The organism is Epilithonimonas sp., from assembly GCF_036780765.1.
Taxonomy (GTDB): domain Bacteria; phylum Bacteroidota; class Bacteroidia; order Flavobacteriales; family Weeksellaceae; genus Epilithonimonas.
In genome coordinates this window covers 475,331-501,260 of record NZ_DAIQCG010000002.1, presented here as the reverse complement: position 1 = coordinate 501,260, position 25,930 = coordinate 475,331, and the positions used below count along the sequence as shown (strand labels likewise).

Sequence of the window (25,930 nt, the reverse complement as noted above, 5' to 3'; positions counted from 1 at the left end):
ATTAAACGTATCTTTGCAAAAATTTTCAGAATACATTGAAAGATATCCGCACACTTTCCCTCGATCAACTCAAAGATTACTTCAGCACAATTGGCGACAAACCGTTTCGTGCCAAGCAAGTTTATGATTGGCTGTGGAGCAAGAATCTGCATTCTTTTGATGAGATGACGAATCTTTCTAAGAATCTTCGTGATAATCTTTCGCGTGATTTTTTCATCAACCCAATTGCTGTTGATTTATTACAAAAATCAACGGACGGAACAATAAAAAATGGCGTCAAGCTTCACGATGGATTGATGGTAGAATCTGTTTTAATTCCTACTGAGTCCAGAAGTACAGCCTGCGTTTCTTCTCAAGTTGGATGTTCGCTGAACTGCGAATTCTGTGCAACAGCCAAACTGAAAAGAATGCGAAATCTGGAAGTTGCAGAGATTGTAGACCAAGTTGCACTGATTGACCGACAAAGTAAACTCTATTTTGATAGACCACTCACAAACATCGTGTTTATGGGTATGGGCGAACCAATGATGAATTATAAAAACGTTGTAGAAGCTATTCATAAAATCACAAAACCAGACGGTTTAGGAATGTCGCCAAGAAGAATCACTGTTTCAACATCCGGAATTCCGAAGATGATAAAAATGCTCGCTGATGAAGAACTGAAAGTAAAATTAGCACTTTCTCTTCACTCCGCAATTGAGCATAAACGAAACGAAATAATGCCTTTTTCTGAGAAATTTCCATTGACTGATATTATGGATTCGCTTCAATATTGGTATCAGAAAACAGGTTCTCCAATTACTTTTGAATACTGTGTTTGGAAAGGAATCAACGACAGAGACGAAGATATCAAAGCTTTAATCAAATATTGCCGACAAGTTCCAAGCAAGGTGAATCTAATCCAATACAATCCGATTGGAGAAGGAAAATTTGACCATAGAAGTATTGAAGCTGAACAAAAATATGTCCGTGAATTGGAAAAAGCAGGAATCACAATCGTTGTTAGAAAAAGTCGTGGTAGCGACATCGACGCGGCGTGTGGACAATTGGCGAATAAAACAGCGGAGTAATTCTTTAACAATACTTTAATTCATTAAATTTCACTTTCAAAAAATCAATTCTTATTTTTACGAAATATGAAACAGATTTTTTACATCTTATTTGTTTTCTTAAGTTTTCAAATCTCGGCTCAGAAAACTCAATCATTAAATCTCAAAAAATATAAAATTGCTGTTTTAAGTGATTCTTTGCGAGAAAGTTCTGGTTTAACCAATATTGACGGAAGATTATTTTCCTTCAATGACAGCGGAAACACCAGTGAAATTTTTGAAATAAAAGCTGGAAGTTCTTACATTGAAAAGACTTTTCAAACTAGACTTAAAAATATTGACTGGGAAGCAATTACGAATGACGGAGAAAATTTCTACGTTGGAGAATTTGGGAATAATCTGGGAACAAGAAAAGATTTGAAGGTTTATCAAATTCCTTTCAGAAATGATTCTTTGATTGTTGATTCGATTAAAACCATTCCCTTTTTTTATCCTGAACAAAACGATTTCACACCGAAAAACATCAATAATAATTTTGATGCAGAAGCAATGATTTTCTTGGAAGGAAATATTCATCTATTTACAAAAGAATGGATTACAAATACTGTTTCACATTATGTCATTAATAAAAATCTGACAGAAAATCAACCAGCAAAAAAACTCGAGAGTTTTGATACAGGTTTTGTTGTGACAGATGCTTCGGTTTTTGAAAACAAATTATACGTTGTTGGTTACACAAAAAAAGCTTCGGTTTATATGATGATTTTCGAGAAAGATGAAGCTGGAAATCTTTTCTTTAATAAGCCTCTAAAAAAATATTCTCTTGGAAGAGCTTACAATGTCGGGCAAATCGAAGGAATTACTGCAACTGAAAAGGGAATTTACATTTCGGGAGAACGATTCAGTATTAAAATCAAAAAAGTACCTCAAAGTCTTTATTTTATTCCTTTTGAAGATTTAGAATAATTATATTTGTAGAATAATAGATTGGATGTAAGATATCATCATTTGAATATTAAGCTGTATCTGATGCTTTGATATTTCAGAATTCTTGATATTTTTACAACAGTTTTTCCGGTGAGACGAAAGACAAATCCTCAACATAGCCCCGATGGTAGTGGAAATCCTTTTTTGTAAAAAAAGATTGCAACGGACAGCGGGTTGAAAAAGTGAAAAGAAACCTAATCGTCTTGCTCCAAAAATATAATTTTTAAACGCGAACAGTGGCCAATACAGTAGAACTAATCAAAGCTCCGATTTCTGACGAAATGAAACTTTTTGAACAAAAGTTTTACGAATCGATGAAAAGTAATGTGGCGCTGTTGGACAAAGTCACGCGTTTTATTGTGACGACAAAAGGGAAACAAATGCGTCCGATGTTTGTTTTTCTCTGCGCAAAATTGGTCGGAAATGTGAATGAAAAAACATTCCGTGGTGCGAGTATGATTGAGCTGATTCATACAGCGACTTTGGTTCACGATGATGTTGTGGATGAGAGTTTTAAGCGCAGAAATTTCTTTTCTATTAATGCACTTTGGAAGAATAAAATTGCGGTTTTGGTGGGCGATTATCTGCTTTCAAAATCGGTTCTTCTTTCTACAGACAACAAGGATTTTGATTTGTTAGCTGTAATTTCCAGAACCATCAGAGAAATGTCTGAAGGCGAATTGCTTCAATTGGAAAAAGCCAGAAAACTGGATATTACAGAGGATGTTTATTACGAAATCATCCGTCAAAAAACTGCAACTTTGATTGCAGCGTGTTGCGAAGTTGGTGTTTTATCAAATAGTGTGGATGAAGCGACTGCGAAAAAAATGCAGGAATTTGGGACTTACACAGGAATGGCTTTCCAAATCAAAGATGACCTTTTTGATTATCAAACGAGCAATATCATCGGAAAACCTGTCGGAATCGATATCAAGGAACAGAAGATGACTTTGCCGTTGATTTATACTTTGAAAAATGCAAGTCCTGAGAATTACAAAAAATACTTTGCAACGATAAAGCGTTATAATAACGATTCCAAAAAAGTGCGTGAACTGGTAGAATTTGTGAAGTCTTCGGGCGGAATGGATTATGCTATCAAAACAATGAAAGATTACCAGCAAAAAGCACTTGACATTCTTGCTGAATTTCCTGATAATGAAGCTAAAGAATCGCTGAAACTAATGCTGGATTACGTGATTAGCAGAAAGCTATAGAATTTACATTAAAATAAAAATCAATCCTTTCCAAGTTTAGAACTTTGAAAGGGTTTTTAGTATAATTTAATTCCTCCGAAAATTTTAATTCCGTAATTTTGGGATATGAACAATTCTCCACTTGCCGAAATTCTACGTCCAAAAACTCTGGATGATGTTTTAGGTCAAGAACATCTCACAGGAAAAAACGGAACTATTAAAAGAATGCTGGATAATGACACCATTAATTCTCTTATTTTTTGGGGTCCGCCAGGAACTGGAAAAACGACTTTAGCAGAAATTATTTCTGAAAAATCTGGAAGAAAATTCTACAAATTATCAGCAGTTTCCGCTGGTGTAAAAGATGTAAGAGACATTATTGACGAAGCTAAAAAGCAAAATCTTTTTTCTGGTAAAAGCCCAATTTTGTTCATTGATGAGATTCATAGATTCAACAAGTCTCAACAGGACTCTTTGCTTCACGCAGTTGAAAAAGGCTGGATTGTTCTGATTGGAGCAACTACAGAAAATCCAAGTTTTGAAGTTGTTTCAGCTTTGCTTTCACGTTCGCAGGTTTATATCCTAAAAGCTTTGACTTTTGAAAAACTGGAAGAATTAGCAGACATCAGTGTTTCAAAGTATAATGAAATTAATAATACTAAGTTTTATCTTGAGGAAAAAGAAGCATTTATTCAATATTCGGGAGGTGATGCGAGGAAATTGATTAATTCCATAGAATTGGTTCTGAATCAATTCAAATCAGCCAAGAAAAACAAAATCTCCAACAAAGATGTTCTTTCTGTTCTTCAGGAAAATATGGCTTTGTATGACAAAAATGGAGAACAACATTACGATATCATTTCAGCTTTCATCAAATCGATGCGCGGTTCTGACCCAAATGGCGCTGTTTATTGGTTAGCCAGAATGTTGGTTGGCGGTGAAGACATCAAATTCATTGCAAGAAGAATGATGATTTTAGCAGCCGAAGATATTGGTCTCGCAAATCCCAATGCACTTGTAATGGCAAACAATTGTTTCCAAGCAATCAACGTCATCGGAAATCCGGAAGCTAGAATTATTCTAAGTGAAACTGCAGTTTATCTTGCTGTATCTCCGAAAAGTAATTCGACTTACAGCGCAATTAATGAAGCAATGGCTTTTGTGAAGAAAACTGGAAATCTCCCTGTTCCACTTCATCTTAGAAATGCTCCAACCAAATTGATGAAAGATTTAGATTACGGAAAAGAGTATCAATATGCCCATTCTTACGAAGGCAATTTTGTGGATTTAGAATTTCTTCCGGACGAAATAAAAGGTACAGCATTTTACCAGCCCGCAAACAATTCTACCGAGAAAAAAATCAAGGAACAGCTCAAAGATAAATGGGGCGACAAGTACGATTAATAAAGCTTTCGTTAAATAATCATAAAATCATTTTTTAAGTCAACTATTTCAATTTGCTTTTAATATATTTGCGCAAGAGAGATAACTAATTTTTATGGAATACCAAAGCTGGAAAGACTTATTAAACCCTGAATTTTACATCCATTTGGGTGGATTTTGGCTTATTTTATTTATCATTTTTGCAGAAACCGGACTTTTCATTGGTTTTTTCTTGCCAGGAGATAGTTTACTTTTCATTTCCGGAATTTATGCTGTGAAAATCATTGATGCCACTTTTGGGACAACAGGTTCAGATTTTCTGGATACGACGATTTTGGCGACAGCTGTCGCGATTGCGGCAATCATCGGAAACGAGGTTGGATATTGGTTTGGTTACAAAAGTGGGCCATTGTTGTATGAGAGAAAAGACACCTTGCTTTTCAAGAAAAAATACCTTTTCAAAGCACACGATTTCTTTGAAGAACACGGAACAGTTGCCGTTATTTTATCCCGATTTCTCCCGATTGTGAGAACCTTCTCTCCCATCGTTGCAGGAATTGTGAAAATGGACAAAAAGAAATTTTTCTTATACAATGTCGTTGGCGCAATACTTTGGTCATACATTATGATTTACGCAGGTCATTATCTGGACAAATTATTCTTGGACCAATTCGGAATAGATTTGAAGAAAAAACTAGAAATCATTGTTCTGATTATCGTTTTGGTAACTACTTTACCAATCATCATCAAATTCTTTTTCTCAAAAGACAAAGACAGACCAACACAGGAATAATTTTTGATTATAATAATAAAACATATAAACCGGAGAGCTATTTCCGGTTTTTTTATTTAAATCTAAATATTAAAATGAAAGTATTCATCAACAAAAGAATTCCACAAATCGGAATTGATATTTTAAAAGAAAATAATCTGGAAATTATAACACAGGAAACAGAACATCCAACCCACCAAGTATGGCTGGAAAAATGTAAAAAGGCAGATATTCTTCTAAGTGTTGGCGGAAAAAATAAGTACGACAAAGCGTTTTTTGATGCTTGCCCTAATATAAAAGCCATCGCACTTTTTTCAGTAGGCTTTGACCAAGTCGATATTGCTGAAGCTACAAAACGAAAAATCCCTATTGGAAATACACCAGATGTTCTAAGCAGAGCTACTTCAGACGTCGCATTTCTTTTAATGCAAATGGTTTCCAGAAAAGCCAATTACAACATCGAAAAGGTAAAATCTGGAAACTGGAAAGATTTTGATACTTTAGAAGAGCTCGGTCAAGAGTTATATGGGAAAACTTTGGGAATTTTAGGCTTAGGCAGAATTGGTTTTGAAATGGCAGAAAAATGCAAAGCCGCTTTCGGTATGAACATCATTTATCACAACAGAAGTCATAATGAACGAGCTGAAAAAGAACTCGATGCCAAATATGTTTCTTTTGATGAATTGACTCAACAATCAGATATCATAAGCATCCACGCCAATTATACGCCGGAACAAGCTGATTTATTCAACAAATCGGTGTTTGAAAAAATGAAGCCAAATTTGATTTTCATCAATACAGCTAGAGGTGGTTTTCATAATGAAACTGATTTGCTTGAAGCTCTGAAATCAGGAAAAATCTGGGGTGCAGGTTTAGACGTTACTAATCCAGAGCCGATGGATAAAACAAATCCTTTGCTCCAACTTCCGAATGTTTGTGTGTTTCCGCACATTGGTTCCGCAACGATTGAAGCCAGAAATGGAATGGCAAAATTAGCATCAGAAAATATCGTTGCATTTTCAAAAGATGAAAAAATGCCAACCATTGTAAATCCAAAAGTTTATGAATAATTAACTTCTAAACTTCAAATCTTGGAATCAAATTTGAGTGTAGATCATTAACCAAAAAATATATTATTATGAGCACACCAAAAGATAACATCGAGAAAAATTTGGAAGACTTGGATTACAATCCAGGCGAAGATATTTTCAACCGAGAAGAACATATTCCAATTGATGGTGATGGAAATCCAATCAAAAATCCAGCCCAAGTGAATGACGAAATGCCTTTTGGATTAGACGTTCCAGGCGCTGAAGATGATGATAATTTCGACCAGATTACAGACCATCTTCCAGACGAGGAAAATAATTATTATAGCCAAAGCGATAACGAGGACGACCACGAAGAACAAAACGACGACATTGAATAAACAAAAACCTTACTTTTCAGTAAGGTTTTTTGTTTTAGTTTTCAAATATTCTGGAAGGTTTTTTATTTTCATCAATTGCAACTAAAGTAAAATCTCCCGAAACAGCCTTTTCACGAGTATCAGCATACATTTCTTCAACAAAAATTTCGACATTTACTTTTACACTCGTATTTCCTACATACTTCACTTTTCCAATCAGTTCCACTAAAGTATCTGCAGGAATGGGTTTCTTGAAATCGATTCTGTCACAGCTTACGGTTACAAATGATTTTCTAGCAAATCGAGTAGCAGTCATAAAAGCCACTTCATCCATCATTTCCATCACTTTTCCTCCGAACATGGTTTTGTGATGATTGGTTGTATTAGGAAAGACAACTTTGAAAACATGCGTTTCAGATTCCTGGATCTGGGTTTCGTAATTCATTTCTTTTTTAGAATTAAAATTAAACATTGAAATTAATAGAAAACTGAAAAGAATTCTACTTCAAATCGTGAAAAATTCGGGGATCCGACTTTATGTAAATACAGATCACAGTTGGTGAATTACACACGCGATTCACCCTTTTTTACAGATGCAAATATAGGTTTTAACAAATTATTATAAACGTTTTGCGGATGTTTTTCATTTTGAATATCTTTAAAACCACAAAGAATCCATCAACAACCAATAAACAACCATCAACTATATAATGACTTTTCAACAACAAATACAACAAGGCATTCCAACGGAATTACCTCAGCCAAAACCATACGAAACCAATATCAATCACGCTCCGAAACGTAAAGAAATCTTAACAGATGAAGAGAAAAAACTCGCTCTGAAAAACGCTTTACGTTATTTTGATCCTAAGTTTCACGCAGAATTATTACCGGAATTTAAGGAAGAACTGGAGAAATACGGAAGAATTTATATGTACCGTTTCCGTCCGGATTATGAGATGAAAGCGAGAGATATTGCGGAATATCCGGGAAAATCGGAGCAGGCAAAAGCGATTATGCTGATGATTCAGAACAATCTGGATTATGCAGTGGCGCAACATCCGCACGAATTGATTACTTATGGTGGAAATGGCGCAGTGTTTTCAAACTGGGCGCAATATTTATTGACGATGAAATATCTGTCTGAAATGACAGACGAACAAACATTAACAATATATTCCGGGCATCCAATGGGATTGTTTCCTTCACACAAAGACGCACCGAGAGTGGTTGTGACGAACGGAATGATGATTCCAAATTATTCTAAATCGGATGATTGGGAAAAATTTAACGCTTTGGGTGTGACGCAGTACGGACAAATGACGGCTGGATCATATATGTACATTGGTCCGCAGGGAATTGTTCACGGAACAACGATTACCGTTTTGAATGCTTTCAGAAAAATAAATAAAGAACCAAAAGGCGGATTGTTCGTAACTTCAGGATTGGGCGGAATGTCCGGAGCTCAGCCAAAAGCAGGAAATATTGCAGGTTGCGTTACCGTGATTGCAGAAGTGAATCCCAAGATTACCAAAATCCGTCACGACCAGAAATGGGTCAACGAAATCCACGAAAATCTGGATGACTTGGTAGAAAGAGTGAGAAAAGCTCAGGAAAATAAGGAAACGGTTTCTCTGGCTTATCTTGGAAATATTGTTGAGGTTTGGGAGAAATTCGACGCCGAGAATTTAAAAATCGACATAGGTTCAGACCAGACATCGCTTCACAATCCTTGGGCAGGCGGTTATTATCCGGTCGGACAAACCTTTGAGGAATCCAACAAGATGATGGCAGAAAACCCTGAATTGTTCAAAGAAAAAGTTCAGGAAACCTTGAGAAGACACGCTTCCGCCATCAATAAACATACAGCAAAAGGAACCTATTTCTTCGATTACGGAAATGCTTTTTTACTGGAATCATCAAGAGCCGGAGCCGATGTAATGGCAGAAAATCCGACTTTGGGAAGAGAGTTTAGATATCCTTCTTACGTTCAGGATATTATGGGACCAATGTGTTTCGATTATGGTTTCGGGCCGTTCCGTTGGGTTTGTACCAGCGGAAAACCTGAAGATTTACAGAAAACAGACGAAATTGCCTGCCAGGTTTTAGAGGAAATGATTAAAAATTCTCCCGAGGAAATTCAGCAGCAGATGAAAGACAATATTCAGTGGATTAAAGGTGCACAGGAAAACAATCTGGTTGTGGGCTCGCAGGCGAGAATTTTATATGCCGACGCGGAAGGCAGAATGAAAATCGCAGAAGCCTTTAACAAAGCCATTGCCAACGGAGAAATCGGGGCGGTGGTTTTGGGTAGAGATCATCACGATGTTTCGGGGACGGATTCGCCGTACAGAGAGACTTCCAATATTTATGACGGCTCGAGATTTACGGCAGATATGGCGATTCACAATGTGATTGGCGACAGTTTCCGTGGGGCGACCTGGGTTTCTATCCACAACGGTGGTGGCGTTGGCTGGGGCGAAGTGATCAACGGTGGTTTCGGGATGCTGCTCGATGGAAGTGATGATGCCGACCGAAGGCTGAAATCGATGCTGTTCTGGGATGTCAACAACGGAATTTCCCGACGAAGCTGGGCAAGAAATGAAGGTGCCGTTTTCGCCATCAAAAGAGCAATGGAAGCGGAACCGAATTTGAAAGTTACATTGCCGAATTTCGTGGATGAGAGTTTGTTTTAGACGTCATTGCGAGGAGGAATGACGAAGCAATCTGGTGAATTGATCATGATAACTCCAATAGATTACTTCGCTTAGCTAGTAATGACATAACATAGAAGAACCTGCTATGGCGGGTTTTTGTAATTTTAACTTAACAAAACCTATAATTAAAAAGGTAAATCTTCCTCTTCTTCCTCCTCCTCCTCTACCGATCCAAAATTTCGAGATGGACTTGATATTATTTTTGGATTTCTATCAGCTACTTTTTTGATTTGCGATAAAATATCCGTAGGTAGATCTAATAGCAATTCTCTTAAGTCAGGAATGAGAATAACCTCTCTCGGGTTACCACTACTTGTAAATTCTGAAACTTCAGTTAATTTTTTAAAATCATACCTACGCATAATATCATCATAGCTTGTTGATAATTTTGAATTTAAAGAATTAACATCTTCCCACACTTTAATATTTTCAATTTCCCCTGTGCTTTTCCATCCAACACCTAGCTTATATCGTGCAGTATCGTTAACATAATGTAAAAGAAGAATTTCTTCATCTTTTAATTTATCTTCTTGAAGATCTTTGAAAAATTTATTTACTTGATTAGATTCGGTTTTAAGCTCAACACTTTTTTTTAATGGCTCTTCTATCAATTTGCTTTCTAATATTTCTTTATCAGAAATATTGACATCTCGAGATCTATTTGTGATAGGCTTAATTATGTTCTGACTTTCAATATTATTTACATCTTCAATAAATTTTCGTATTTTTTGATTTATTAAAACAGGATTAGTAGAAATACTATAATATTGTTTTAAGGACTCAACAAACTCTGTTATTCTATCAACATTATTAATTTTAAAACCCATTTCTCTAGGGTCGAGAGCTCCATTTTGAAATTCTGGGCTTGATGAATTGAATTGGGGTGTAAAAATAATCGTGTGCTGATTTTCAATTATCCAAGCTGCACCCATTTCATTTAAACAAGCAATACTAGAATAATACTCAGGTGATAGTAAATAAATAACGTGAGGTTTTTCAGTTATCCTTTCTTTAAGCCAGTTGAAGATATTTTTACCATTTGGAATACCAAAAGCATCATTACTTGTAAAAATTATTTGGTTACTACTCACACCAACAGATAAAAGTAAATCAACAATTGCTTGTCCAAATTTCGAATTTTTAGAAGAGTGAGATATGAATATTTTCATCATAAAATATTTAAGTACGCAAATATAGGTTATAGCTAGACTTATTTCCTCATAAACATAACTATTCGAACGAGAAGATTCAATAAATTTACCTCCACAAAATCCCAACAATGCAAAACCTAGGAATCATCGGCTTCGGCTGGCTCGGAAGTCGCATCGCAGAAAAACTGTCTGACAGATACCACATCTTCGCTACCACTACCACACCTGCCAAAGCGCAAGACCTCAACACCAAAGGCTACCACGCCACGCTGGTCAGTTTCCCCAACGAGTTGGATGCGGAGATGCAAGCTTGGGAAGTCGCCAAAGATCTGGTCGCCATCATCATCAGCGTTCCGTTTTCCGGACTTCGAGGCGCACAGATTCTGATGAATGACAAACGCCAGAACCTCCTCCATTTTCTCGGCGATTACAAAGGTCAAGTTTTTTACACCAGCTCTACGGGCGTTTATCCGCAAACCGAAAGGGAATTTAGAGAAGATGACCTGCCAGCACAGGAAGTGGAAAGCGAAAGCTTCATTCTGGAAAGATTCCCCCAAACCAATATCCTGAGATTAGCAGGCTTGATGGGCGATGAGAGACTGCTCAAGAACTATAGCATCTCCAATCTCGATCAGTTGGTAAACCACATCCATTACGCGGATATTTGCACTGTTATCGAGAAAATGCTGGAGCAAAAATCCCAATCCAAGGTTTATAATATCGTAGCGCCCATCCATCCCAGCAAAGAAGAAGTGATCAATGCTCAGAAAGGACTTCCCTACTCCGGCGAGCGAGCCAAAAAAGACAGAACCATCTCGCCCAAGAAAATGATTCAGGAATTAGACTTTGAGTTCCAGTATCCAGATCCGCAGTATTTTCATTTGTAAGAAAGCAAGTGGTTTTTAACGCTTTTCGGGATGGATATCTTCTTTTCAAAAGGCAAAGACGCTGCTTCCAACAATCGAATGAAAGAGTGATGATATTACTTTAAAGAAGTAGATTTACGGATTGATTGTAATTAAAAAAATACGTTAGGCAAGTTTTATCAATAATTTACATTCTCAAATCTACAAAACCGAAATCACTAATAGTTAAAGTTTTCGTAAACCATAAAAAATTTAGAAGAAAAATAGCCATCAAACTTCCAAAATTCAAAGCCAACAAATGCACGATTTGGACACGTAAAGTGTAAAGCGACAGAACATCAAAGTCATATAAACTACAGAACATACAAAAATTCAGTAGAGCTGTACATATACTTTTGTGACTTTTGTGGTTCAAGTTTCACAAGTTTTGGAACCATTCTTGAACCTCTTTCATAAAAATCATTCATTATGGAAGCAAGTACAATCAAAACCATCGCAAAATACGGATTAGGTGCAATGTTGATTTCTGCAGGAATTGCACACCTCACATTCGGGAGAAAAGAATTTCAGGCAGAAGTCCCGGAATGGGTTCCGTTGGAAAAGGATGATACTGTTATATATTCGGGTATCGCAGAAATCGCATTAGGAACAGCTATCATTGCCACACCTAAAAAGTACGAATCATTAATGGGAAAAATCGCGGCCGGATTTTTCACTGCCGTTTTCCCAGGAAATTATACGCAATACAAGGAAAGAAGAAATGCTTTTGGTCTCAATACAGATCATAAAAGACTGGCTAGATTATTTATGCAGCCTTTGTTATTATTATGGGCAATCAAAGCAACAGATTAATAAGATTTGAATTAATTATCAACTCAGCTTTAAAGTTGAGTTTTTTATTTTCGAATATAATAAATCAATAATTCGGCTATTTCTAAAACCAATTTTAAACTCTAAATTTATACTTCGAGAAATCGAATTTAATTTCACATTAAACAAAAAACTATGAGTTCAGCACAAAGCAATTTCAACAATTTATTCAAATCTGAAAGCGAAATCCCGGAAGAATATAAAATTCCCGTCATCCATCAAAGAGAATATCTTCTGAATGGAGAATTGGTTCAATGGAACGGTGACGTTACTGAAATCTATTCGCCAGTTTGCATCCCGACAGAAAACGGACTAGAAAGAAAACTTCTAGGTAGCATCCCGAATATCGGACCAAAAGAAGCGTTGGATGTTTTGGATGCTTGTGTAAAAGCTTATGACAACGGACTTGGCGAATGGCCAACGATGTCTGTAGAAGGCAGAATCCAATGTATGCAGAAGTTTGTTGGTCTAATGATTAAAGAACGCGATCTGGTCATTAAACTATTGATGTGGGAAATTGGCAAAACCCTCCCCGATTCTACCAAAGAATTTGACAGAACCGTAGATTACATCAACCAAACCATCGATGCGCTGAAAGACCTTGACAGAGAATCTTCCCGTTTCCAACAAGCAGAAGGAACTATTGCTCAAATCCGAAGAGCTCCACTTGGAGTTGTCTTGAGTATGGGACCTTTTAACTACCCATTGAATGAGATTTTCACAACGTTGATCCCTGCTTTGATTATGGGAAATACAATTTTGTTCAAATTACCAAAACACGGTGTTCTCGCACATTATCCTTTATTGAAAGCTTTCCAAGAAGCCTTCCCAAAAGGAACGGTGAACACATTGTATGGAAAAGGTTCAGAAATCATCACACCAATTATGGAAAGTGGAAAAGTGAATGTTCTGGCCTTCATCGGTTCTAGTAAGGTAGCCAATGGTTTGAAAAAACTTCATCCAAAAGTGAACAGACTGAGAGCAATCCTAAGTCTTGATGCGAAGAATGCAGCCATCGTCACTAAAAATGCCAACCTGGATATTGCTGTTAGTGAAATTATTTTAGGATCATTATCATTTAATGGGCAACGTTGTACAGCATTGAAACTAATCTTCGTTCAGAAAGATGTTGCTGAGGAATTTACAAAGAAATTGACAGAAGCCGTTTCTGCTTTGAAAGGTGGATTGCCTTGGGAAAAAGATGTGAAGATCACGCCACTTCCTGAAGTAAACAAGCCACCTTATTTGGAAGAATGTATCGCTGATGCAGTCTCAAAAGGCGCAAAAGTATTAAATGAAAATGGCGGTTATAATGAAGCTTCTTTTGTTTTTCCAGCTGTGGTTTATCCTGTAAATGACCAAATGAAATTGTATCACGAAGAGCAGTTTGGTCCAGTGATTCCGGTTGTGCCATTTGAAACAATTGAAGAACCAATCGATTATCAAGTGAATGCAGATCACGGGATGCAAGTCAGTATTTTTAGTGAAGATGCTTTGGAAGTTTCTAAATTGATTGATCCTTTTGTGAATTTGGTAAGTCGTGTAAACATCAATTGCCAGGCGCAACGTGGACCAGACGTTTTCCCATTTACAGGAAGAAAAGATAGCGCAGAAGGAACATTATCTGTTTTTGATGCATTGAGATCTTTCTCAATCCGTTCTTTGGTTGCTGCAAAAGTAACTGATTCCAACAAAGAACTCTTGAACACGATTGTAAGAGACCACGATTCTAACTTCCTGAGTACCGATTATATTTTTTAACAAGACTTTGAGATAATAGAGGAATAGAAAATAAACTTTTATTGTCATTAGACTAAAACCGCAATTAATCAATGCAGTTTTTTTTAGATTTAATTCTAAAATATTCCTAAAATTACTTAATCAATTTCAGTATTGCTTTTTTTACAGTATTTTTGAAGTCTAAATTTCTGAATTGAAAAAATTAGATAAATATATAATCAAGACTTTTTTCGGACCATTTCTGTTCATCTTCAGTGTATTGTTCTTTATTTTTATTGTAAACATTATCTGGACGCAGATGTCACAACTGACGGGAAAAGGTCTTACTTACTGGGAAATTTCTAAGTTTCTTTTTTATCTGGGAATCAATGTTGTGAGTATGGTTTTGCCGCTTACGATTTTGCTTTCTTCGATTATGACTTTCGGAGATTTTGGAGAGCGATACGAACTTGCAGCGATGAAAGCCGCCGGAATTTCGCTTGTTCGGGTAATGTTACCACTTTTTGTCACAGTTTCTTTTCTCGCCGGGATTTTGTTTTTGTTTTCAAATAATGTCATACCGGATTTTCAGAGAAAAGCGAAGAATATGATGTTCAATATCATCTCTTCTAAACCTGCTATTAACTTTACGCCGGGGGTTTTTATAGACCAAATCTCGGGTTATTCTGTAAAATTTGATAAAATTTCCGGAGAGAATGGCGAGAAACTAGAAGGCGTTTTTCTTCATAAAAATGCAAGTCCATACGATGATCAACAGACGATTATTGCTACAACAGGAAAATTTGCGCCTGCTATTGATAAAAATTATTTGAAATTAATTCTCTACAAAGGTTACGTTTTCACAGATAACATCACAAACAAACCTTATGAAGAAAGAAAAAAACAGCCAAATCAGTCTATAAAATTTGACAGTTTGGTTAATCACTTTGACATCAGTGAATTAATTAATAATGCTATCGAAAAAGAAAAAATTACGGATGATTACCGCTTCCAAACTTATACAGAAGTCAATGAAACTCTAGAAAAAAATAGAAAAGGAAACATTGCTACAATTAATTCTATTGCGTCGCCTATTATTTCACAGACTAATAATTATGTGGAATATATCGACAAAACGAAAACTAAGGACAAAATAAAAGAACCTTACAAAATAGACACGCTTAAAAAAGATAAAAAACTGGAAGTTCTTTGGAACGCCTATAACAAGATTGATGCTTTGAAAGCCAGCGTAGAGTCCAGCGAAAACGCCATCAATGACACTGTAAAACTGCATAATAAGATTGTGCTTTATCAACAGCGTATCGTATCTTATTCTTTCACTTGTATTATTTTCTTTTTAATTGGTGCGAGTCTCGGCTCTATCATTAGAAAAGGAGGAATGGGACTGCCAGTAGTTATTTCCATAATTATTTTCATCATTTTTTATGTCCTGAACCTTACCGTAGAAAATTTATCCTGGAAAGGCGCTATGGATCCTTATCTTGCAGCTTGGCTTCCGAATATGGTTTTATTACCTTTTAGTTTATGGCTAACCTATAAAGCGCTTACAGATTCTCAAATATTTGATATCGAAAAATACAAAGCCTTGTTCAAGCCTATTATTGATAAATTTGCAAAACCAAAAGAACATGAACGCTACCAGTAATTAATCTTATCGAAAATTAATAATATTAATTTATATTGATAATGTACACCATATATTTATTAGTATTATCTTCGTGCAAGAAAAATCTGAAGCTATGAGAAAAATAATTATTGCTGTTTGCGCTATTGCCTTTTTACAATCGTGTGTTGTTTCTACAGCCGCAAAAGTGGTAAAAGGTGTCGCTAAAGTTGGCTACAAAACTGTAAAAGGAACCGTAAAAGGAGTAAGCTGGGCGGTAAGCAAAGCGAATGGAAAAATAGATGAAGACAGAATAGACGGGACTTGGAAAGTGATTGGTGTTTACAAAGGTTCTTTTGAAACTTTTACTAATGACCAAAATCCGGACAGTTCTTTCGAAAGCGAATGTGCTGAAGGTTTTGACCAAATTATTTTCAATTCAAAAAAATCGAAATTCAAACCGGTGCATTGCAGCACAGAAAAAGTGGATTGGGGAAAATATGATTTTGAATTCGGGAAAAATCCTTTAACCAGAGAAAAAGAAAACTACATCGAATATAACTCCAGCAATTATATTTCCGTAATCGACATTAAAAGCAAAACAATGGTTTTAGAAGGCAATTTGATGCCTAAATTAGCTTTCTCTGGCGGGAAGCTGTATCTTTTGGAAAAGGTAGAATAATATAAAAATTTGATCATAAAAAAACGACTAAAGTAATTTTAGTCGTTTTTGTTTTTGAAAACTTCAAAATGCAGAGAGGAAGGGATTCGAACCCTCGATACAGTTACCCGTATACTAGCTTTCCAGGCTAGCTCCTTCAACCACTCGGACACCTCTCTAATTGAGGTTGCAAATATAATGAAATATCTGATTCCTCCAAGGATTTTTAAAAATCTTCTGTCACTTCTCCCGAAATATTTTCACACAATAATTCCGAGAACGACTTATCATATTTCGGATTGTTGAGAATATGCATCACTTTGGTAATCGCAGCTTCTGCTGTCATATCTTTTCCGCTGATTGCACCGATTGTTGTGAAAATATTACTATTGCTATATTTTCCAAAACTAATTCCTCCTGATACACATTGACTTATCACCACGATTTCTATTCCACGATTTCTCAATTCCTGAAGAATATTTTGAGTTTTTTCATTATTAAAAATCGTTCCCGAACCGAAAACCTGCAAGACAATCGCTTCCGGTGTTTTGAATTCCAACAGAGATCCGAAGTTCATTCCGGGGAAAATCCTGTAAAAAATCACATTTTCATTGAGATAAATATCAAGCTCAAATTCGCCTTTGGGTTTCCAAAGCAAATCTTTTTCAATATTAAGATGAACGCCCGACTGTCCAAGAATTGGATAATTTGGACTTTGATAAGCGTCAAAAAACTCAGCAGAATATTTCAGGCTTCTATTTCCACGAAGAAGTTTGTATTCGAAATAAACAGCGACTTCTTTGATGACGGCTTCATCATTTTCATAAAGACTGGCGTAATATAAGCTCGTCAAAAGATTTTCCTTGGCATCGGTTCGCAAATCTCCAATTGGTAATTGAGAACCTGTCAAAATCACTGGTTTACCAAGATTCTTCAGCATAAAACTAAGTGCAGAAGCCGTGTAAGACATTGTATCTGTTCCGTGAAGAATCAAGAATCCGTCAAAAGCATCGTAATTTTTATAAATCCATTCTGCTATCATTCGCCATTCATTGGGTCCCATATCGGAAGAATCTACCGGATTTTCGAATGGATGAACAGAGACTTCGCATTCGAGAAGGTTCATTTCTGGGATTCTTTTGAAAATAGTGGAAAAATCAAATGGAACAAGACTTCCTGTTTCGTAATCTTTCTCCATTCCAATAGTTCCGCCGGTATAAATAAGTAAGACTTTTCTTTTCATAGACTGAATTTGATTCAAAGGTCAAATGTTGCAGCCCGGCTTGAGCGGAAATCCTTTTTGTGGAGCAAAGCGGAACAAAAAGATTGGGAGCGGAAGACGGATTAAGCTGCCATAAAAAAACTCAACAAAAGTAAAATTTTAATCTGAATCGGGAAAATAAAAAATGCCCGTTAAAAAAACGAGCATTATATTGATGTTTTAGTTAAATTATTTAACCAAAAGAATACTTGCAATTTGATTTGCCAACTCTGTTCCGATTCTGTCCTGAGCTTCCTCTGTAGCCGCACCTGTGTGAGGTGTCAAAGAGATTTTTGGATGGGTCAAGATTTTTTCAGAAGGCGTTGGTTCGTTCTCGAAAACATCAAGACCTGCAAACGCTAATTTTCCAGAATCTAAAGCTTCTATCAAAGCTTCTTCATCAATTACACCTCCTCTAGCACAGTTTACAATTGCTGCGCCGGGTTTCATTTTTTCCAATTCTGCTTTTCCGATGATGGGACCATTCTGAGCTGGAACGTGAAGCGTGATAAAATCTGAGTGCTGAATCAATTGTTCCAACGGCTCTGTTTCTATCTCCACATTGATATATTGCTGATTGTAGAAATCTACACGTACACTTGCTTTCCCGATTCTGGTGTCAGAAGCAATCACTTTCATTCCCAATCCTAGAGCGATTCTTGCAACTTCTTGCCCGATTCTTCCGATTCCTACGATTCCGATGGTTTTACCTCTAAGTTCAATTCCGGCTTCGTATTTTTTCTTCAATTTTGCAAACTCAGTGTTTCCTTTCACAGGCATTTGTCTGTTGGAGTCTTGCAGAAATCTGCTTCCAGAGAAAAGATGCGCAAACACCAACTCCGCAACAGATTCCGAGGAAGCTGCAGGTGTATTGATTACGTGTTTACCTTTCTCTCTTGCATAAGCCACTTCGATATTATCCATTCCAACACCACCTCTACCGATGATTTCCAGACTTGGACAATTGTCCACCATTTCTTTCGTCACTTTCGTTGCGCTTCTTACAAGCAAAACCTTCACTTGATTTTCGTTGATGTAAGTGATTAGATTTTCCTGAGCCACTTTGTTCGTGATTACTTCAAATCCATTTTCTTTAAGAGCGTCTATTCCAGATTGTGTCAATCCGTCATTAGCAAGTACTTTCATATTTTTGTATAATTGATAATCGATAGGTGATAAATGATACTGATGTCGAACCAATTCTAATGACATCATCTATCACTCATCATTTATCATTGATATTATTAGTCACGGAAAACCTCTATGGTTACTTGTTTTTCAACCAAATCCGTGAATTTTCCTTTATATCTTGTTGCTCTCACAAGGTGATTGTCTATCCAGTGATAGTTTCCACCTCTTGGTTTTCCCAGCAAAACGCTGTGGTATTTGAAACCGTGTTTGTTGAGCCAAGTTTCTGTAATCTCTCTCAAATCCTCTGTTCTGGAAGTAAAAAAACAAATCTGATGACCTTCGTCATACCACTTGTTTATTGTCGCCAAAGCGTCCGGAAAAGGCTCGCAAGTTACCATTCTTTCTGGTTCTTCATTAGGAACATCATCTGTAATTGTTCCATCGATATCGATTAAATAATTCTTGATATCACCTTTCAGCATTGGGCTAAGATGCTCTACATATTCTAATTCCATGAGGTTCAAAATTAAGTTGGCAAAATTACACTATTATATTCAACGTAGCAAATCATTATCAAAAGCTTAATAAATTCTTCATTTTATAGAATATTTTTGAGAATATTATTCGTTTAAATTAATTCATATTTTACACAAAGTGGATTTTTTAACTCTAAACTAATTATTTTTCAAATCAAACTTAAAAAATGTCATCATTTATAAAACAAAAAGGGAGAAACTACCTCCCTTTATAAACTTTTTTTTATTATTTATCCGTTTTTAAAACTTTGAATATCTCCATAACCTTCCCTTTTTTATAAAATTTAAGATAATTAACTGCAGCTGGATAACAAGTCGTTTTAATAGATGTTTGCATAACGGTATTTTTTATAATCGTTAAATCCGACTTTTAGGTTAAGAATACGTCTGCGCCTAATATTTCTATGATTTCATAAGCCCTTTCAGCACCCGCTACAACACTTCCGCTTGGGGAGATTGCCGTATCATAAAAAACTTCTTCAATAGAAAAAGCTACATTTCCATTAGATCCTAGGAATTGTTAGATTTAAATTCTTGCTGTTCCTTCAACTCCGTCAGAATTATCCGTCTTATTTCCGCTTATTGCAGCCGCAGCAAAACTAAGAAGACTTACTAATTTCCCAGCTTTTGTATCCCAATAGTAAGTCTCTTTCGGTTCTACGCGGATGATAGAAACATTGGGGTCATCTTTTCCATCAAACCAAGCATTAGCCATCGGAGACCATTTATCTTCAATCGTTGCTCGGTCTGTGTAAACAAAGGCTTCCCCGTAAATAGAAAGATACTCGGAGTCGCTGTTATTCATAAAATAAAGCTGTACCCGATTATCTTCCTTGATTTCGAAATTTTTATTACTTGTTTCACTGCTGATAAACCAAAGATTTCCGTTATCATCGGTTTCCTGAATTCCCATTGGTCTGGAATTAACTGGCAATCTTTCCAATTCTGTACAGAACATACAGATTCTGGCTTTTTCGGATAGTTCTTTGATTTTCTTAATTGCTTCTTGCTGTGTTAGGTTTTCGGTTGACATAATATTTTATTTTTAGTGATTTGTAAAATTTAAATTACCCATTAACAATTTCCCCGCCATTCGGATGAAGTACTTGTCCGCTGATGTATCTAGAATCTTCGCTGGCTAGAAACAGAAAACTCGGAGCAACCTCATTAGGTTGGCCTGCACGTTTCATTGGAGAATCACTACCAAATTCTGAATTCTTTGTAGGCTTAAATGATGACGCTATCAAGGGAGTCCAGATTGGACCTGGAGCAACTGCATTTACACGAATTCCTTTATCAATCAAATTAGCAGAAAGACTTCTGGTAAAAGATATTATTGCTCCTTTTGTTGCAGAATAATCTATCAATCCGGGACTTCCGCGATAAGCGGTTACAGAAGCCGTATTGATAATGCAAGAACCTTTTTGGAGATAAGGTATTGCATATTTAGTTATCCAAAAATAGGAGTAGAAATTATTTTGAAACGTTTTTATTAATTGTTCCGTAGTAATATCTTCAATAGATTTAGATTCCCAATGTAAACCAGCGTTATTGATGATGATATCAATTTTTTTGTGATTTTTAATGGTGATATCAATGACTTTTTTGCAGTGATTTTCTTTTCCTAAATCTCCTTTTATCAAAGTGCATCTTCTTGAATAAGTTTCAATTTCTTTTTTGGTTTCTTTAGCATCTTTTGTTTCGCTGAGATAAGCGATTACCACATCAGCACCTTCCTTTGCAAACAATAATGCGACTGCTTTTCCAATTCCGCTATCTCCGCCAGTAATTAGTGCGACTTTATTTTTCAATTTTCCTTCTTTAGGATAATCGATTGGTTCAGTTTCAGGAACTGGATTCATATTTTTTTCCAATCCAGGTCGCCTCTGTTTTTGCTGAGGTCTGATTTTCTTTTTTATCTCCTTTTCCATTTTTACTTTTCGAAATAGTTACAAATAATGTGCTATTAATGAAAAATATGTAAAATTGTTTTTGACTTAAAAAAAATTACAACCCTATCGAAACTTTATTAAATCTTAATGAAATTAAATACTTGTGTCTCAAAAATAATTTTCTTTCAAATGATTTTGAATCCTCCTTTTTAAAAAAAATATACTTTAACCTATTTGCTTTTGCCTTTATGAATCCCTATTTTTGCTGAAATCGATAAAATTTAAATATGATTTTCACTAAAGCAAAATTATTCTTTAGCGCATTATTTCTAGTTTTAATTTCCAATTCATTTTCCGCGCAAAACAGAATCAGCAATCACAATAATATTGGCTGGTATGCTTACAACGGAACTTTTAAACTCGATTCCAAATTCTCAATCCACACAGAATATCAGTGGAGAAGAAATGATTATATCATGACTTGGCAACAGAGTCTTTTGCGTCTGGGAATCAATTATCAAGCAAATCCGAACCTGCAATTGCGTCTTGGTTATGCTTGGGTAGAGACTTTTCCTTACGGAGAAATCCCACTGAACGCAATGGGAAAAGATTTTACTGAACATAGAATTTACGAAATGGCAACTGTGACCGACAAGATTGGAAAAATCGATTTGTCACATCGTTTTATGCTGGAACAGCGTTGGGTTGGGAGATATTCTAATGCCAATCTTACTTCGGAAGACCAATATCCTTTTATGAATAGAGCGCGATATATGATTCGTTTGCAAATGCCGTTGAAAGGAAATTCCATTGCAACGAAAACGCCTTATGTTGCGGTTTACGATGAGGTAATGATTGGCTTTGGGAAAAATGTTGGCGAAAATATTTTTGACCAAAACCGAATCGGCATTTTGTTGGGATATAAATTCAATGATTTGGTAAGAATAGAAGGTGGTTATCTGAATCAGATTGTGCAGTTGGGGAGAGAAGTTGAAGGTAAAAATGTGTTCCAATACAACAATGGTTTTATCGTAAGCGCCAATTTTAATTTCGATTTCTCTAAGAAATCAGAATAATCTTTAATTTCGCAATATGAAAATAGCATTCTTAGGACCTGAAGCCTCTTTTACGCAGTTGACCACGACTCAATTATTCCCAAACGAAGAATTGATTCCGAAAGCTAATATTTTGGATTGCTTTTTGGCGGTTCAGAATAATGAAGCTGATAAAGCGGTTGTTCCGTTGGAAAACTCGATAGAAGGAACGGTTTCGATGACTTTGGATTATCTTTATCAAACGCCGGAAATCAAGATTGAAGCTGAAGCAGTGATGCCGATTGCTCACCATCTGATGATTCATCCAAGTCAAGAAAATGAAACTGAAATGGAGAAAATCTATTCTCATCCACAAGCTCTTGCTCAAAGTTTTCATTTCCTGAATCAAAAATATCCTAACGTTCCTAAACAAGATTTTGCTTCTACAGCAGCTGCGGCAAAACGTGTTTCTGAAAATCCTGACAGAAAGATTGCAGCTGTTGCAAACAAATTTGCTGCGAATCTGTACGGCTTAAAAATCATCGACGAAAATATCCACGATTTTGAACAGAATCATACAAGATTCATTGTTATTTCTAAAAGTGAAGCAAGTTTTGAGAGTGATTTGAATAGTTCCGGAAAGAAAACTGGACTTCTCATTACGCTTCCTCAAGACCACGCTGGTGGACTTCATCAGGTTTTATCGGTTTTTGCGTGGCGAAATATGAACCTTAGCAAAATCGAATCCCGAACTTTGAAAACCAAATTGGGGAATTATTTCTTTTTTGTAACGGTTGTCGGCGATTGGAACAATGTTCTTTATGTTAATTCGATTGATGAACTAAGAGCGATTGGCGCTGATGTTAAGTTTTTGGGGAATTATAAGGAGTTTTTGTTGGAAGGTTAGATGATTTCTAATTCTTTTTGAATATTTTCCCTAGCTTTTTCTTCATATTTTGCTTTGAAGTAATCTGTTTTGAAAATTTCGTCGAATTCAAGAAAATGAATCAATACTTTTTTGCGCCCAGGTTTATACATAAAGTCAGGATAAATGGAATATTCTTTTCTGATTTGTTGAGTGTAATTTTCATAAATTGTCCAATCTTGACCAAGAATTGCTAAATCTGCATCAATAAGAAAATTGGTATCAGAATCTTCACTTTTTTTATGAGACTTTGTAGCAAGAATTTGATTGCAAATTCTAATTATTTTATCCTTCGTAATATCCAGTTTTTCAAGTCTGGTTTTTGCTAATTCTGCACTTTTTTCTTCGTTGTCTTTTGATGTCGCTTTGTAAATAATGTCGTGATAGAAAATTGAGAAAAGTATTGAATCGTAATCTAAAATTTCATCTTTTACTTCTTCCATTTCAAGAATCATATTCTCAAGATGAGTCAGATTATGATATTTTCTGCTTTTTTGAGAATATGCTTTTTCTATTTCTTTCCAATAATCAGTTTTTAATATTTCATTATCGGAGTGTTTTGAGATTAAATCTGAGAAAATTGAATTAAGATAAAAAATCATCACAATATACTATTTTTTAATTTATGCTTCTTCATTAAAATCCTTTACTATATTTTTTCTCAAATCTAAAAAATTTTTAAAACTAAAGAATACCAAATTTCATAACTTTGTTAAAAATAGGATTATGGAAAACATTTTAATTATACCTAAAAACGAAAAGCAATTACGTTTGCTCAAATTATTACTTGAAGAAATGAAAATCCAGTTCACTTTCAAAAAAATGAATCTGAAGTTATAAATCCTGAACTCGAAAAAAAAATCAACGAAGCAAGAAAGGAAAAAGAAGAAGGAAAACTATTGACCACTGACCCTAAAAAAATATGGGAAAGTATATAGTTCAACTCCGATTTGTTTATGAAATTTTTGAAGAAGAGGTTTCTGTAACGCTCATCCAATCTTTAGGTCATTACAACGATAAATAGAAAACCGTCTCATTTTTCAATGAAACGGTTTTTATTTTTAAGCCTTCTTCCTCACAGTCCTCTGCTCTATCCTCTTTTCATAATTCTCCCCTTGGAAAATCCTTTGAATCATAATTCCAGGAATATGGATTTCGTTCGGGTCTAATTGTCCTGGTTCTACCAATTCTTCTACTTCCGCAATGGTAATTTTTCCGGCTCCAGCCATTGGAAAATTGAAATTACGAGCTGAACCTTTGAAAATCAAATTTCCTGCGTAGTCACCTTTCCAAGCTTTTACGATGGAGAATTCTGCGTTGTAAGCGTATTCTAAGATATGAGGTTTTCCGTGGAAATCTTTAACTTCTTTACCTTCCGCAACTTCGGTTCCGAAACCTGCTGGCGTGTAAAAAGCAGGAATCCCAGCTTGTGCAGCTCTGCATTTTTCAGAAAGTGTTCCTTGAGGCGTCAATTCTACTTCCAATTCTCCGGATAACATTTGTCTCTCGAATTCTGCGTTTTCTCCAACGTAGGAAGAAATCATTTTCTTGATTTGTTTTTTCTGTAATAATAAGCCTAAACCAAAATCGTCAACGCCTGCATTGTTGGAAATACAAGTCAAATTATTGACATTTTTCTTTACCAATTCTGAAATACAATTCTCAGGAATCCCGCAAAGCCCGAATCCACCAAGCATTACCGTCATTCCGTTTTCTATATCTTTTACCGCTTCTTGAGCGTTTTTCACTCTTTTATCAATCATAAAATTGAGTTTTCTTTTGTTCAATTTGTTGGTTTATAAATATAGAAAAATCATTTAATATGCGAAGACTAGAGCAAAATAAAACCATAATATTGTCATTCCCTAGGAATCTCAACAGTTTAGATTCCTAGGGAATGACAAATTCAATAAAATTTTCCTTAAATTTTGCCACAAAAAAAGCCATACACCAAAAATGTATGACTTTTCCCTAACAATTTTAAACTTTTATCGGTTGTCTATTGTAACGCTCACGGGCATTACATAAGATGATGCTACTATTTTTTGGCTCAGTTTGTCCATATCTACTTTGTAGATGAGGTGTGACAATACGTTTTCGATTTCTTTGCTCACGTTTTTGCAATCGCCGTTGGCGTGAACATTGGTAATTTTTCCGTTTTCGGCCAAACTGAATCTCACGTTGGAATTCACGACTCCCTCTTTGTAATCTTGGTTTGTGAAGTCGAAATTATCCTTCAGCAATTTCCTTAATTCCCCGAAACCATCTCCCGATTGTAAGAAGACTTCTTGTATGTTGTTGTCCGTAGTTTGAGCTTTTGCTAAGTTTAGCGTTCCTAAAATTCCAAATAAAAATATTGATAACGCTAGCATTTTCTTGTTCATAATCAATTGATTTTAAGTTATTACTTATCTAATGTTACAACAAATATACACTAAATTAATCTTTAGTTAATATTAAATTAATATTGAAAGTGAAAATTTAACATTGGAAAAAGAAAAAGGACTCTGAAAATTCAAAGTCCTAAATGCAATTTATTTGTTTTGTCCAGGAGCGAAAGGCTTAGCAGACTTGGTTCCATAGATTTTTTTAGCTTGTCCCGGTGGGATTGATTTTCCACTTACCGTTTTGGCACCTGTTGTAGTTCTTACTTCACAAGATATAATACTAAAAGCGAAAACAAGAAGTGAAAGATAAATTTTAAATGATTTCATAACTGGTTTTTCGTACAGAATCACAAATCTGATACCA

26 protein-coding genes and 1 tRNA gene are annotated in these 25,930 nt (G+C 35.6%); 15 read left to right on the top strand and 12 right to left on the bottom strand.

Annotation, left to right across the window (positions count from 1 at the left end):
* Positions 1-35: 35 nt before the first annotated feature.
* The 7 genes from rlmN to V7P73_RS05750 all read left to right on the top strand — a co-directional run bounded on the left by rlmN (position 36) and on the right by V7P73_RS05750 (position 6,813).
* A complete protein-coding gene (rlmN, locus tag V7P73_RS05780) occupies positions 36-1,070 on the top strand; it encodes a 23S rRNA (adenine(2503)-C(2))-methyltransferase RlmN (RefSeq protein WP_333851978.1) in 1,035 nt (344 codons plus the stop codon).
* Between the two features lie 66 nt (positions 1,071-1,136).
* Entirely contained in the window at positions 1,137-2,015 is an 879-nt protein-coding gene (locus V7P73_RS05775; protein WP_333851977.1) for a hypothetical protein, read from the top strand.
* 257 nt (positions 2,016-2,272) lie between these two features.
* Positions 2,273-3,250 (top strand): polyprenyl synthetase family protein, encoded by a 978-nt coding sequence (locus V7P73_RS05770; RefSeq protein WP_116032113.1) that lies wholly within the window; start codon positions 2,273-2,275, stop codon positions 3,248-3,250.
* Positions 3,251-3,355: 105 nt separating this feature from the next.
* Positions 3,356-4,633, top strand: coding sequence for a replication-associated recombination protein A (locus V7P73_RS05765; protein ID WP_333851976.1), 1,278 nt, complete (start codon positions 3,356-3,358; stop codon positions 4,631-4,633).
* Positions 4,634-4,727: 94 nt separating this feature from the next.
* Entirely contained in the window at positions 4,728-5,405 is a 678-nt protein-coding gene (locus tag V7P73_RS05760; protein ID WP_333851975.1) for a DedA family protein, read from the top strand.
* Positions 5,406-5,479: 74 nt separating this feature from the next.
* The gene (locus V7P73_RS05755; RefSeq protein ID WP_333851974.1) at positions 5,480-6,454 is read left to right on the top strand and encodes a 2-hydroxyacid dehydrogenase; all 975 of its coding nucleotides are present in this window, start codon (positions 5,480-5,482) and stop codon (positions 6,452-6,454) included.
* 68 nt (positions 6,455-6,522) lie between these two features.
* Positions 6,523-6,813: a hypothetical protein gene (locus V7P73_RS05750; RefSeq protein WP_333851973.1), complete on the top strand. Its 291-nt coding sequence runs from the start codon at positions 6,523-6,525 to the stop codon at positions 6,811-6,813.
* A gap of 34 nt (positions 6,814-6,847) precedes the next feature.
* Here V7P73_RS05750 and V7P73_RS05745 read toward each other — a convergent pair whose 3' ends face one another.
* Positions 6,848-7,237, bottom strand: coding sequence for an acyl-CoA thioesterase (locus V7P73_RS05745; RefSeq protein WP_333851972.1), 390 nt, complete (start codon positions 7,235-7,237; stop codon positions 6,848-6,850).
* A 265-nt stretch (positions 7,238-7,502) separates the two neighbouring features.
* Here V7P73_RS05745 and V7P73_RS05740 point away from each other — a divergent pair, with 265 nt between their 5' ends.
* Complete coding sequence (locus tag V7P73_RS05740) at positions 7,503-9,488, top strand: urocanate hydratase (RefSeq protein ID WP_333851971.1); 1,986 nt, start codon at positions 7,503-7,505, stop codon at positions 9,486-9,488.
* 146 nt (positions 9,489-9,634) lie between these two features.
* Here V7P73_RS05740 and V7P73_RS05735 read toward each other — a convergent pair whose 3' ends face one another.
* On the bottom strand, positions 9,635-10,678 hold the full coding sequence (locus V7P73_RS05735) for a TIR domain-containing protein (protein WP_333851970.1): 1,044 nt from the start codon (positions 10,676-10,678) through the stop codon (positions 9,635-9,637).
* 110 nt (positions 10,679-10,788) lie between these two features.
* Here V7P73_RS05735 and V7P73_RS05730 point away from each other — a divergent pair, with 110 nt between their 5' ends.
* From V7P73_RS05730 to V7P73_RS05710, 5 genes are all read left to right on the top strand, one after another.
* Positions 10,789-11,547 (top strand): hypothetical protein, encoded by a 759-nt coding sequence (locus tag V7P73_RS05730; RefSeq protein ID WP_333851969.1) that lies wholly within the window; start codon positions 10,789-10,791, stop codon positions 11,545-11,547.
* A 447-nt stretch (positions 11,548-11,994) separates the two neighbouring features.
* Positions 11,995-12,378 carry a DoxX family protein gene (locus V7P73_RS05725; protein ID WP_333851968.1) on the top strand — a complete coding sequence of 128 codons (384 nt, stop codon included), beginning with the start codon at positions 11,995-11,997 and terminating at the stop codon, positions 12,376-12,378.
* Positions 12,379-12,531: 153 nt separating this feature from the next.
* A complete protein-coding gene (locus V7P73_RS05720; protein WP_333851967.1) occupies positions 12,532-14,157 on the top strand; it encodes an NADP-dependent glyceraldehyde-3-phosphate dehydrogenase in 1,626 nt (541 codons plus the stop codon).
* A 172-nt stretch (positions 14,158-14,329) separates the two neighbouring features.
* Positions 14,330-15,781 carry an LptF/LptG family permease gene (locus V7P73_RS05715; RefSeq protein WP_333851966.1) on the top strand — a complete coding sequence of 484 codons (1,452 nt, stop codon included), beginning with the start codon at positions 14,330-14,332 and terminating at the stop codon, positions 15,779-15,781.
* Positions 15,782-15,875: 94 nt separating this feature from the next.
* Complete coding sequence (locus V7P73_RS05710) at positions 15,876-16,421, top strand: hypothetical protein (RefSeq protein ID WP_333851965.1); 546 nt, start codon at positions 15,876-15,878, stop codon at positions 16,419-16,421.
* A gap of 71 nt (positions 16,422-16,492) precedes the next feature.
* Here V7P73_RS05710 and V7P73_RS05705 read toward each other — a convergent pair.
* The 6 genes from V7P73_RS05705 to V7P73_RS05680 all read right to left on the bottom strand — a co-directional run bounded on the left by V7P73_RS05705 (position 16,493) and on the right by V7P73_RS05680 (position 21,259).
* Positions 16,493-16,579 (bottom strand) — tRNA-Ser (locus V7P73_RS05705).
* A gap of 47 nt (positions 16,580-16,626) precedes the next feature.
* Positions 16,627-17,643 carry an asparaginase gene (locus tag V7P73_RS05700; protein ID WP_333851964.1) on the bottom strand — a complete coding sequence of 339 codons (1,017 nt, stop codon included), beginning with the start codon at positions 17,641-17,643 and terminating at the stop codon, positions 16,627-16,629.
* Positions 17,644-17,850: 207 nt separating this feature from the next.
* On the bottom strand, positions 17,851-18,807 hold the full coding sequence (locus tag V7P73_RS05695; protein ID WP_333852128.1) for a D-2-hydroxyacid dehydrogenase: 957 nt from the start codon (positions 18,805-18,807) through the stop codon (positions 17,851-17,853).
* Between the two features lie 98 nt (positions 18,808-18,905).
* The gene (locus V7P73_RS05690; protein WP_074233706.1) at positions 18,906-19,307 is read right to left on the bottom strand and encodes an LNS2 domain-containing protein; all 402 of its coding nucleotides are present in this window, start codon (positions 19,305-19,307) and stop codon (positions 18,906-18,908) included.
* A gap of 547 nt (positions 19,308-19,854) precedes the next feature.
* Complete coding sequence (locus tag V7P73_RS05685; protein WP_333851963.1) at positions 19,855-20,361, bottom strand: pyridoxamine 5'-phosphate oxidase family protein; 507 nt, start codon at positions 20,359-20,361, stop codon at positions 19,855-19,857.
* 34 nt (positions 20,362-20,395) lie between these two features.
* Positions 20,396-21,259 (bottom strand): SDR family oxidoreductase, encoded by an 864-nt coding sequence (locus V7P73_RS05680; protein ID WP_333851962.1) that lies wholly within the window; start codon positions 21,257-21,259, stop codon positions 20,396-20,398.
* Positions 21,260-21,507: 248 nt separating this feature from the next.
* On the opposite strand from V7P73_RS05680, the gene V7P73_RS05675 reads away from it, so the two are divergent.
* Together V7P73_RS05675 and pheA are read left to right on the top strand one after the other, a co-directional pair.
* Positions 21,508-22,296: a DUF2490 domain-containing protein gene (locus tag V7P73_RS05675; protein WP_333851961.1), complete on the top strand. Its 789-nt coding sequence runs from the start codon at positions 21,508-21,510 to the stop codon at positions 22,294-22,296.
* 16 nt (positions 22,297-22,312) lie between these two features.
* Positions 22,313-23,161 (top strand): prephenate dehydratase, encoded by an 849-nt coding sequence (gene pheA, locus V7P73_RS05670; protein WP_333851960.1) that lies wholly within the window; start codon positions 22,313-22,315, stop codon positions 23,159-23,161.
* On the opposite strand, the gene V7P73_RS05665 is transcribed toward pheA, so the two are convergent.
* From V7P73_RS05665 to V7P73_RS05650, 4 genes are all read right to left on the bottom strand, one after another.
* Entirely contained in the window at positions 23,158-23,781 is a 624-nt protein-coding gene (locus tag V7P73_RS05665; RefSeq protein ID WP_333851959.1) for an HD domain-containing protein, read from the bottom strand. The two genes, pheA and V7P73_RS05665, sit on opposite strands and share 4 nt — an antisense overlap.
* A 459-nt stretch (positions 23,782-24,240) precedes the next feature.
* Complete coding sequence (locus V7P73_RS05660) at positions 24,241-24,942, bottom strand: CoA transferase subunit A (protein ID WP_333851958.1); 702 nt, start codon at positions 24,940-24,942, stop codon at positions 24,241-24,243.
* Between the two features lie 225 nt (positions 24,943-25,167).
* Positions 25,168-25,563, bottom strand: a complete 396-nt coding sequence (locus tag V7P73_RS05655; protein WP_333851957.1) for a hypothetical protein — start codon at positions 25,561-25,563, stop codon at positions 25,168-25,170.
* Positions 25,564-25,713: 150 nt separating this feature from the next.
* Positions 25,714-25,893, bottom strand: a complete 180-nt coding sequence (locus V7P73_RS05650) for a hypothetical protein (RefSeq protein WP_333851956.1) — start codon at positions 25,891-25,893, stop codon at positions 25,714-25,716.
* Between the last annotated feature and the right edge of the window lie 37 nt (positions 25,894-25,930).

Bases quoted from the DNA above. Each gene is read 5' to 3' on its own strand.
- V7P73_RS05775 (WP_333851977.1), top strand. From the start codon at position 1,137: ATGAAACAGATTTTTTACATCTTATTTGTTTTCTTAAGTTTTCAAATC.
- V7P73_RS05765 (WP_333851976.1), top strand. From the start codon at position 3,356: ATGAACAATTCTCCACTTGCCGAAATTCTACGTCCAAAAACTCTGGAT.
- V7P73_RS05760 (WP_333851975.1), top strand. From the start codon at position 4,728: ATGGAATACCAAAGCTGGAAAGACTTATTAAACCCTGAATTTTACATC.
- V7P73_RS05755 (WP_333851974.1), top strand. From the start codon at position 5,480: ATGAAAGTATTCATCAACAAAAGAATTCCACAAATCGGAATTGATATT.
- V7P73_RS05750 (WP_333851973.1), top strand. From the start codon at position 6,523: ATGAGCACACCAAAAGATAACATCGAGAAAAATTTGGAAGACTTGGAT.
- V7P73_RS05745 (WP_333851972.1), bottom strand. From the start codon at position 7,237: ATGAATTACGAAACCCAGATCCAGGAATCTGAAACGCATGTTTTCAAA.
- V7P73_RS05740 (WP_333851971.1), top strand. From the start codon at position 7,503: ATGACTTTTCAACAACAAATACAACAAGGCATTCCAACGGAATTACCT.
- V7P73_RS05735 (WP_333851970.1), bottom strand. From the start codon at position 10,678: ATGAAAATATTCATATCTCACTCTTCTAAAAATTCGAAATTTGGACAA.
- V7P73_RS05730 (WP_333851969.1), top strand. From the start codon at position 10,789: ATGCAAAACCTAGGAATCATCGGCTTCGGCTGGCTCGGAAGTCGCATC.
- V7P73_RS05725 (WP_333851968.1), top strand. From the start codon at position 11,995: ATGGAAGCAAGTACAATCAAAACCATCGCAAAATACGGATTAGGTGCA.
- V7P73_RS05720 (WP_333851967.1), top strand. From the start codon at position 12,532: ATGAGTTCAGCACAAAGCAATTTCAACAATTTATTCAAATCTGAAAGC.
- V7P73_RS05710 (WP_333851965.1), top strand. From the start codon at position 15,876: ATGAGAAAAATAATTATTGCTGTTTGCGCTATTGCCTTTTTACAATCG.
- V7P73_RS05700 (WP_333851964.1), bottom strand. From the start codon at position 17,643: ATGAAAAGAAAAGTCTTACTTATTTATACCGGCGGAACTATTGGAATG.
- V7P73_RS05695 (WP_333852128.1), bottom strand. From the start codon at position 18,807: ATGAAAGTACTTGCTAATGACGGATTGACACAATCTGGAATAGACGCT.
- V7P73_RS05690 (WP_074233706.1), bottom strand. From the start codon at position 19,307: ATGGAATTAGAATATGTAGAGCATCTTAGCCCAATGCTGAAAGGTGAT.
- V7P73_RS05685 (WP_333851963.1), bottom strand. From the start codon at position 20,361: ATGTCAACCGAAAACCTAACACAGCAAGAAGCAATTAAGAAAATCAAA.
- V7P73_RS05680 (WP_333851962.1), bottom strand. From the start codon at position 21,259: ATGGAAAAGGAGATAAAAAAGAAAATCAGACCTCAGCAAAAACAGAGG.
- V7P73_RS05675 (WP_333851961.1), top strand. From the start codon at position 21,508: ATGATTTTCACTAAAGCAAAATTATTCTTTAGCGCATTATTTCTAGTT.
- pheA (WP_333851960.1), top strand. From the start codon at position 22,313: ATGAAAATAGCATTCTTAGGACCTGAAGCCTCTTTTACGCAGTTGACC.
- V7P73_RS05665 (WP_333851959.1), bottom strand. From the start codon at position 23,781: ATGATTTTTTATCTTAATTCAATTTTCTCAGATTTAATCTCAAAACAC.
- V7P73_RS05660 (WP_333851958.1), bottom strand. From the start codon at position 24,942: ATGATTGATAAAAGAGTGAAAAACGCTCAAGAAGCGGTAAAAGATATA.
- V7P73_RS05655 (WP_333851957.1), bottom strand. From the start codon at position 25,563: ATGAACAAGAAAATGCTAGCGTTATCAATATTTTTATTTGGAATTTTA.
- V7P73_RS05650 (WP_333851956.1), bottom strand. From the start codon at position 25,893: ATGAAATCATTTAAAATTTATCTTTCACTTCTTGTTTTCGCTTTTAGT.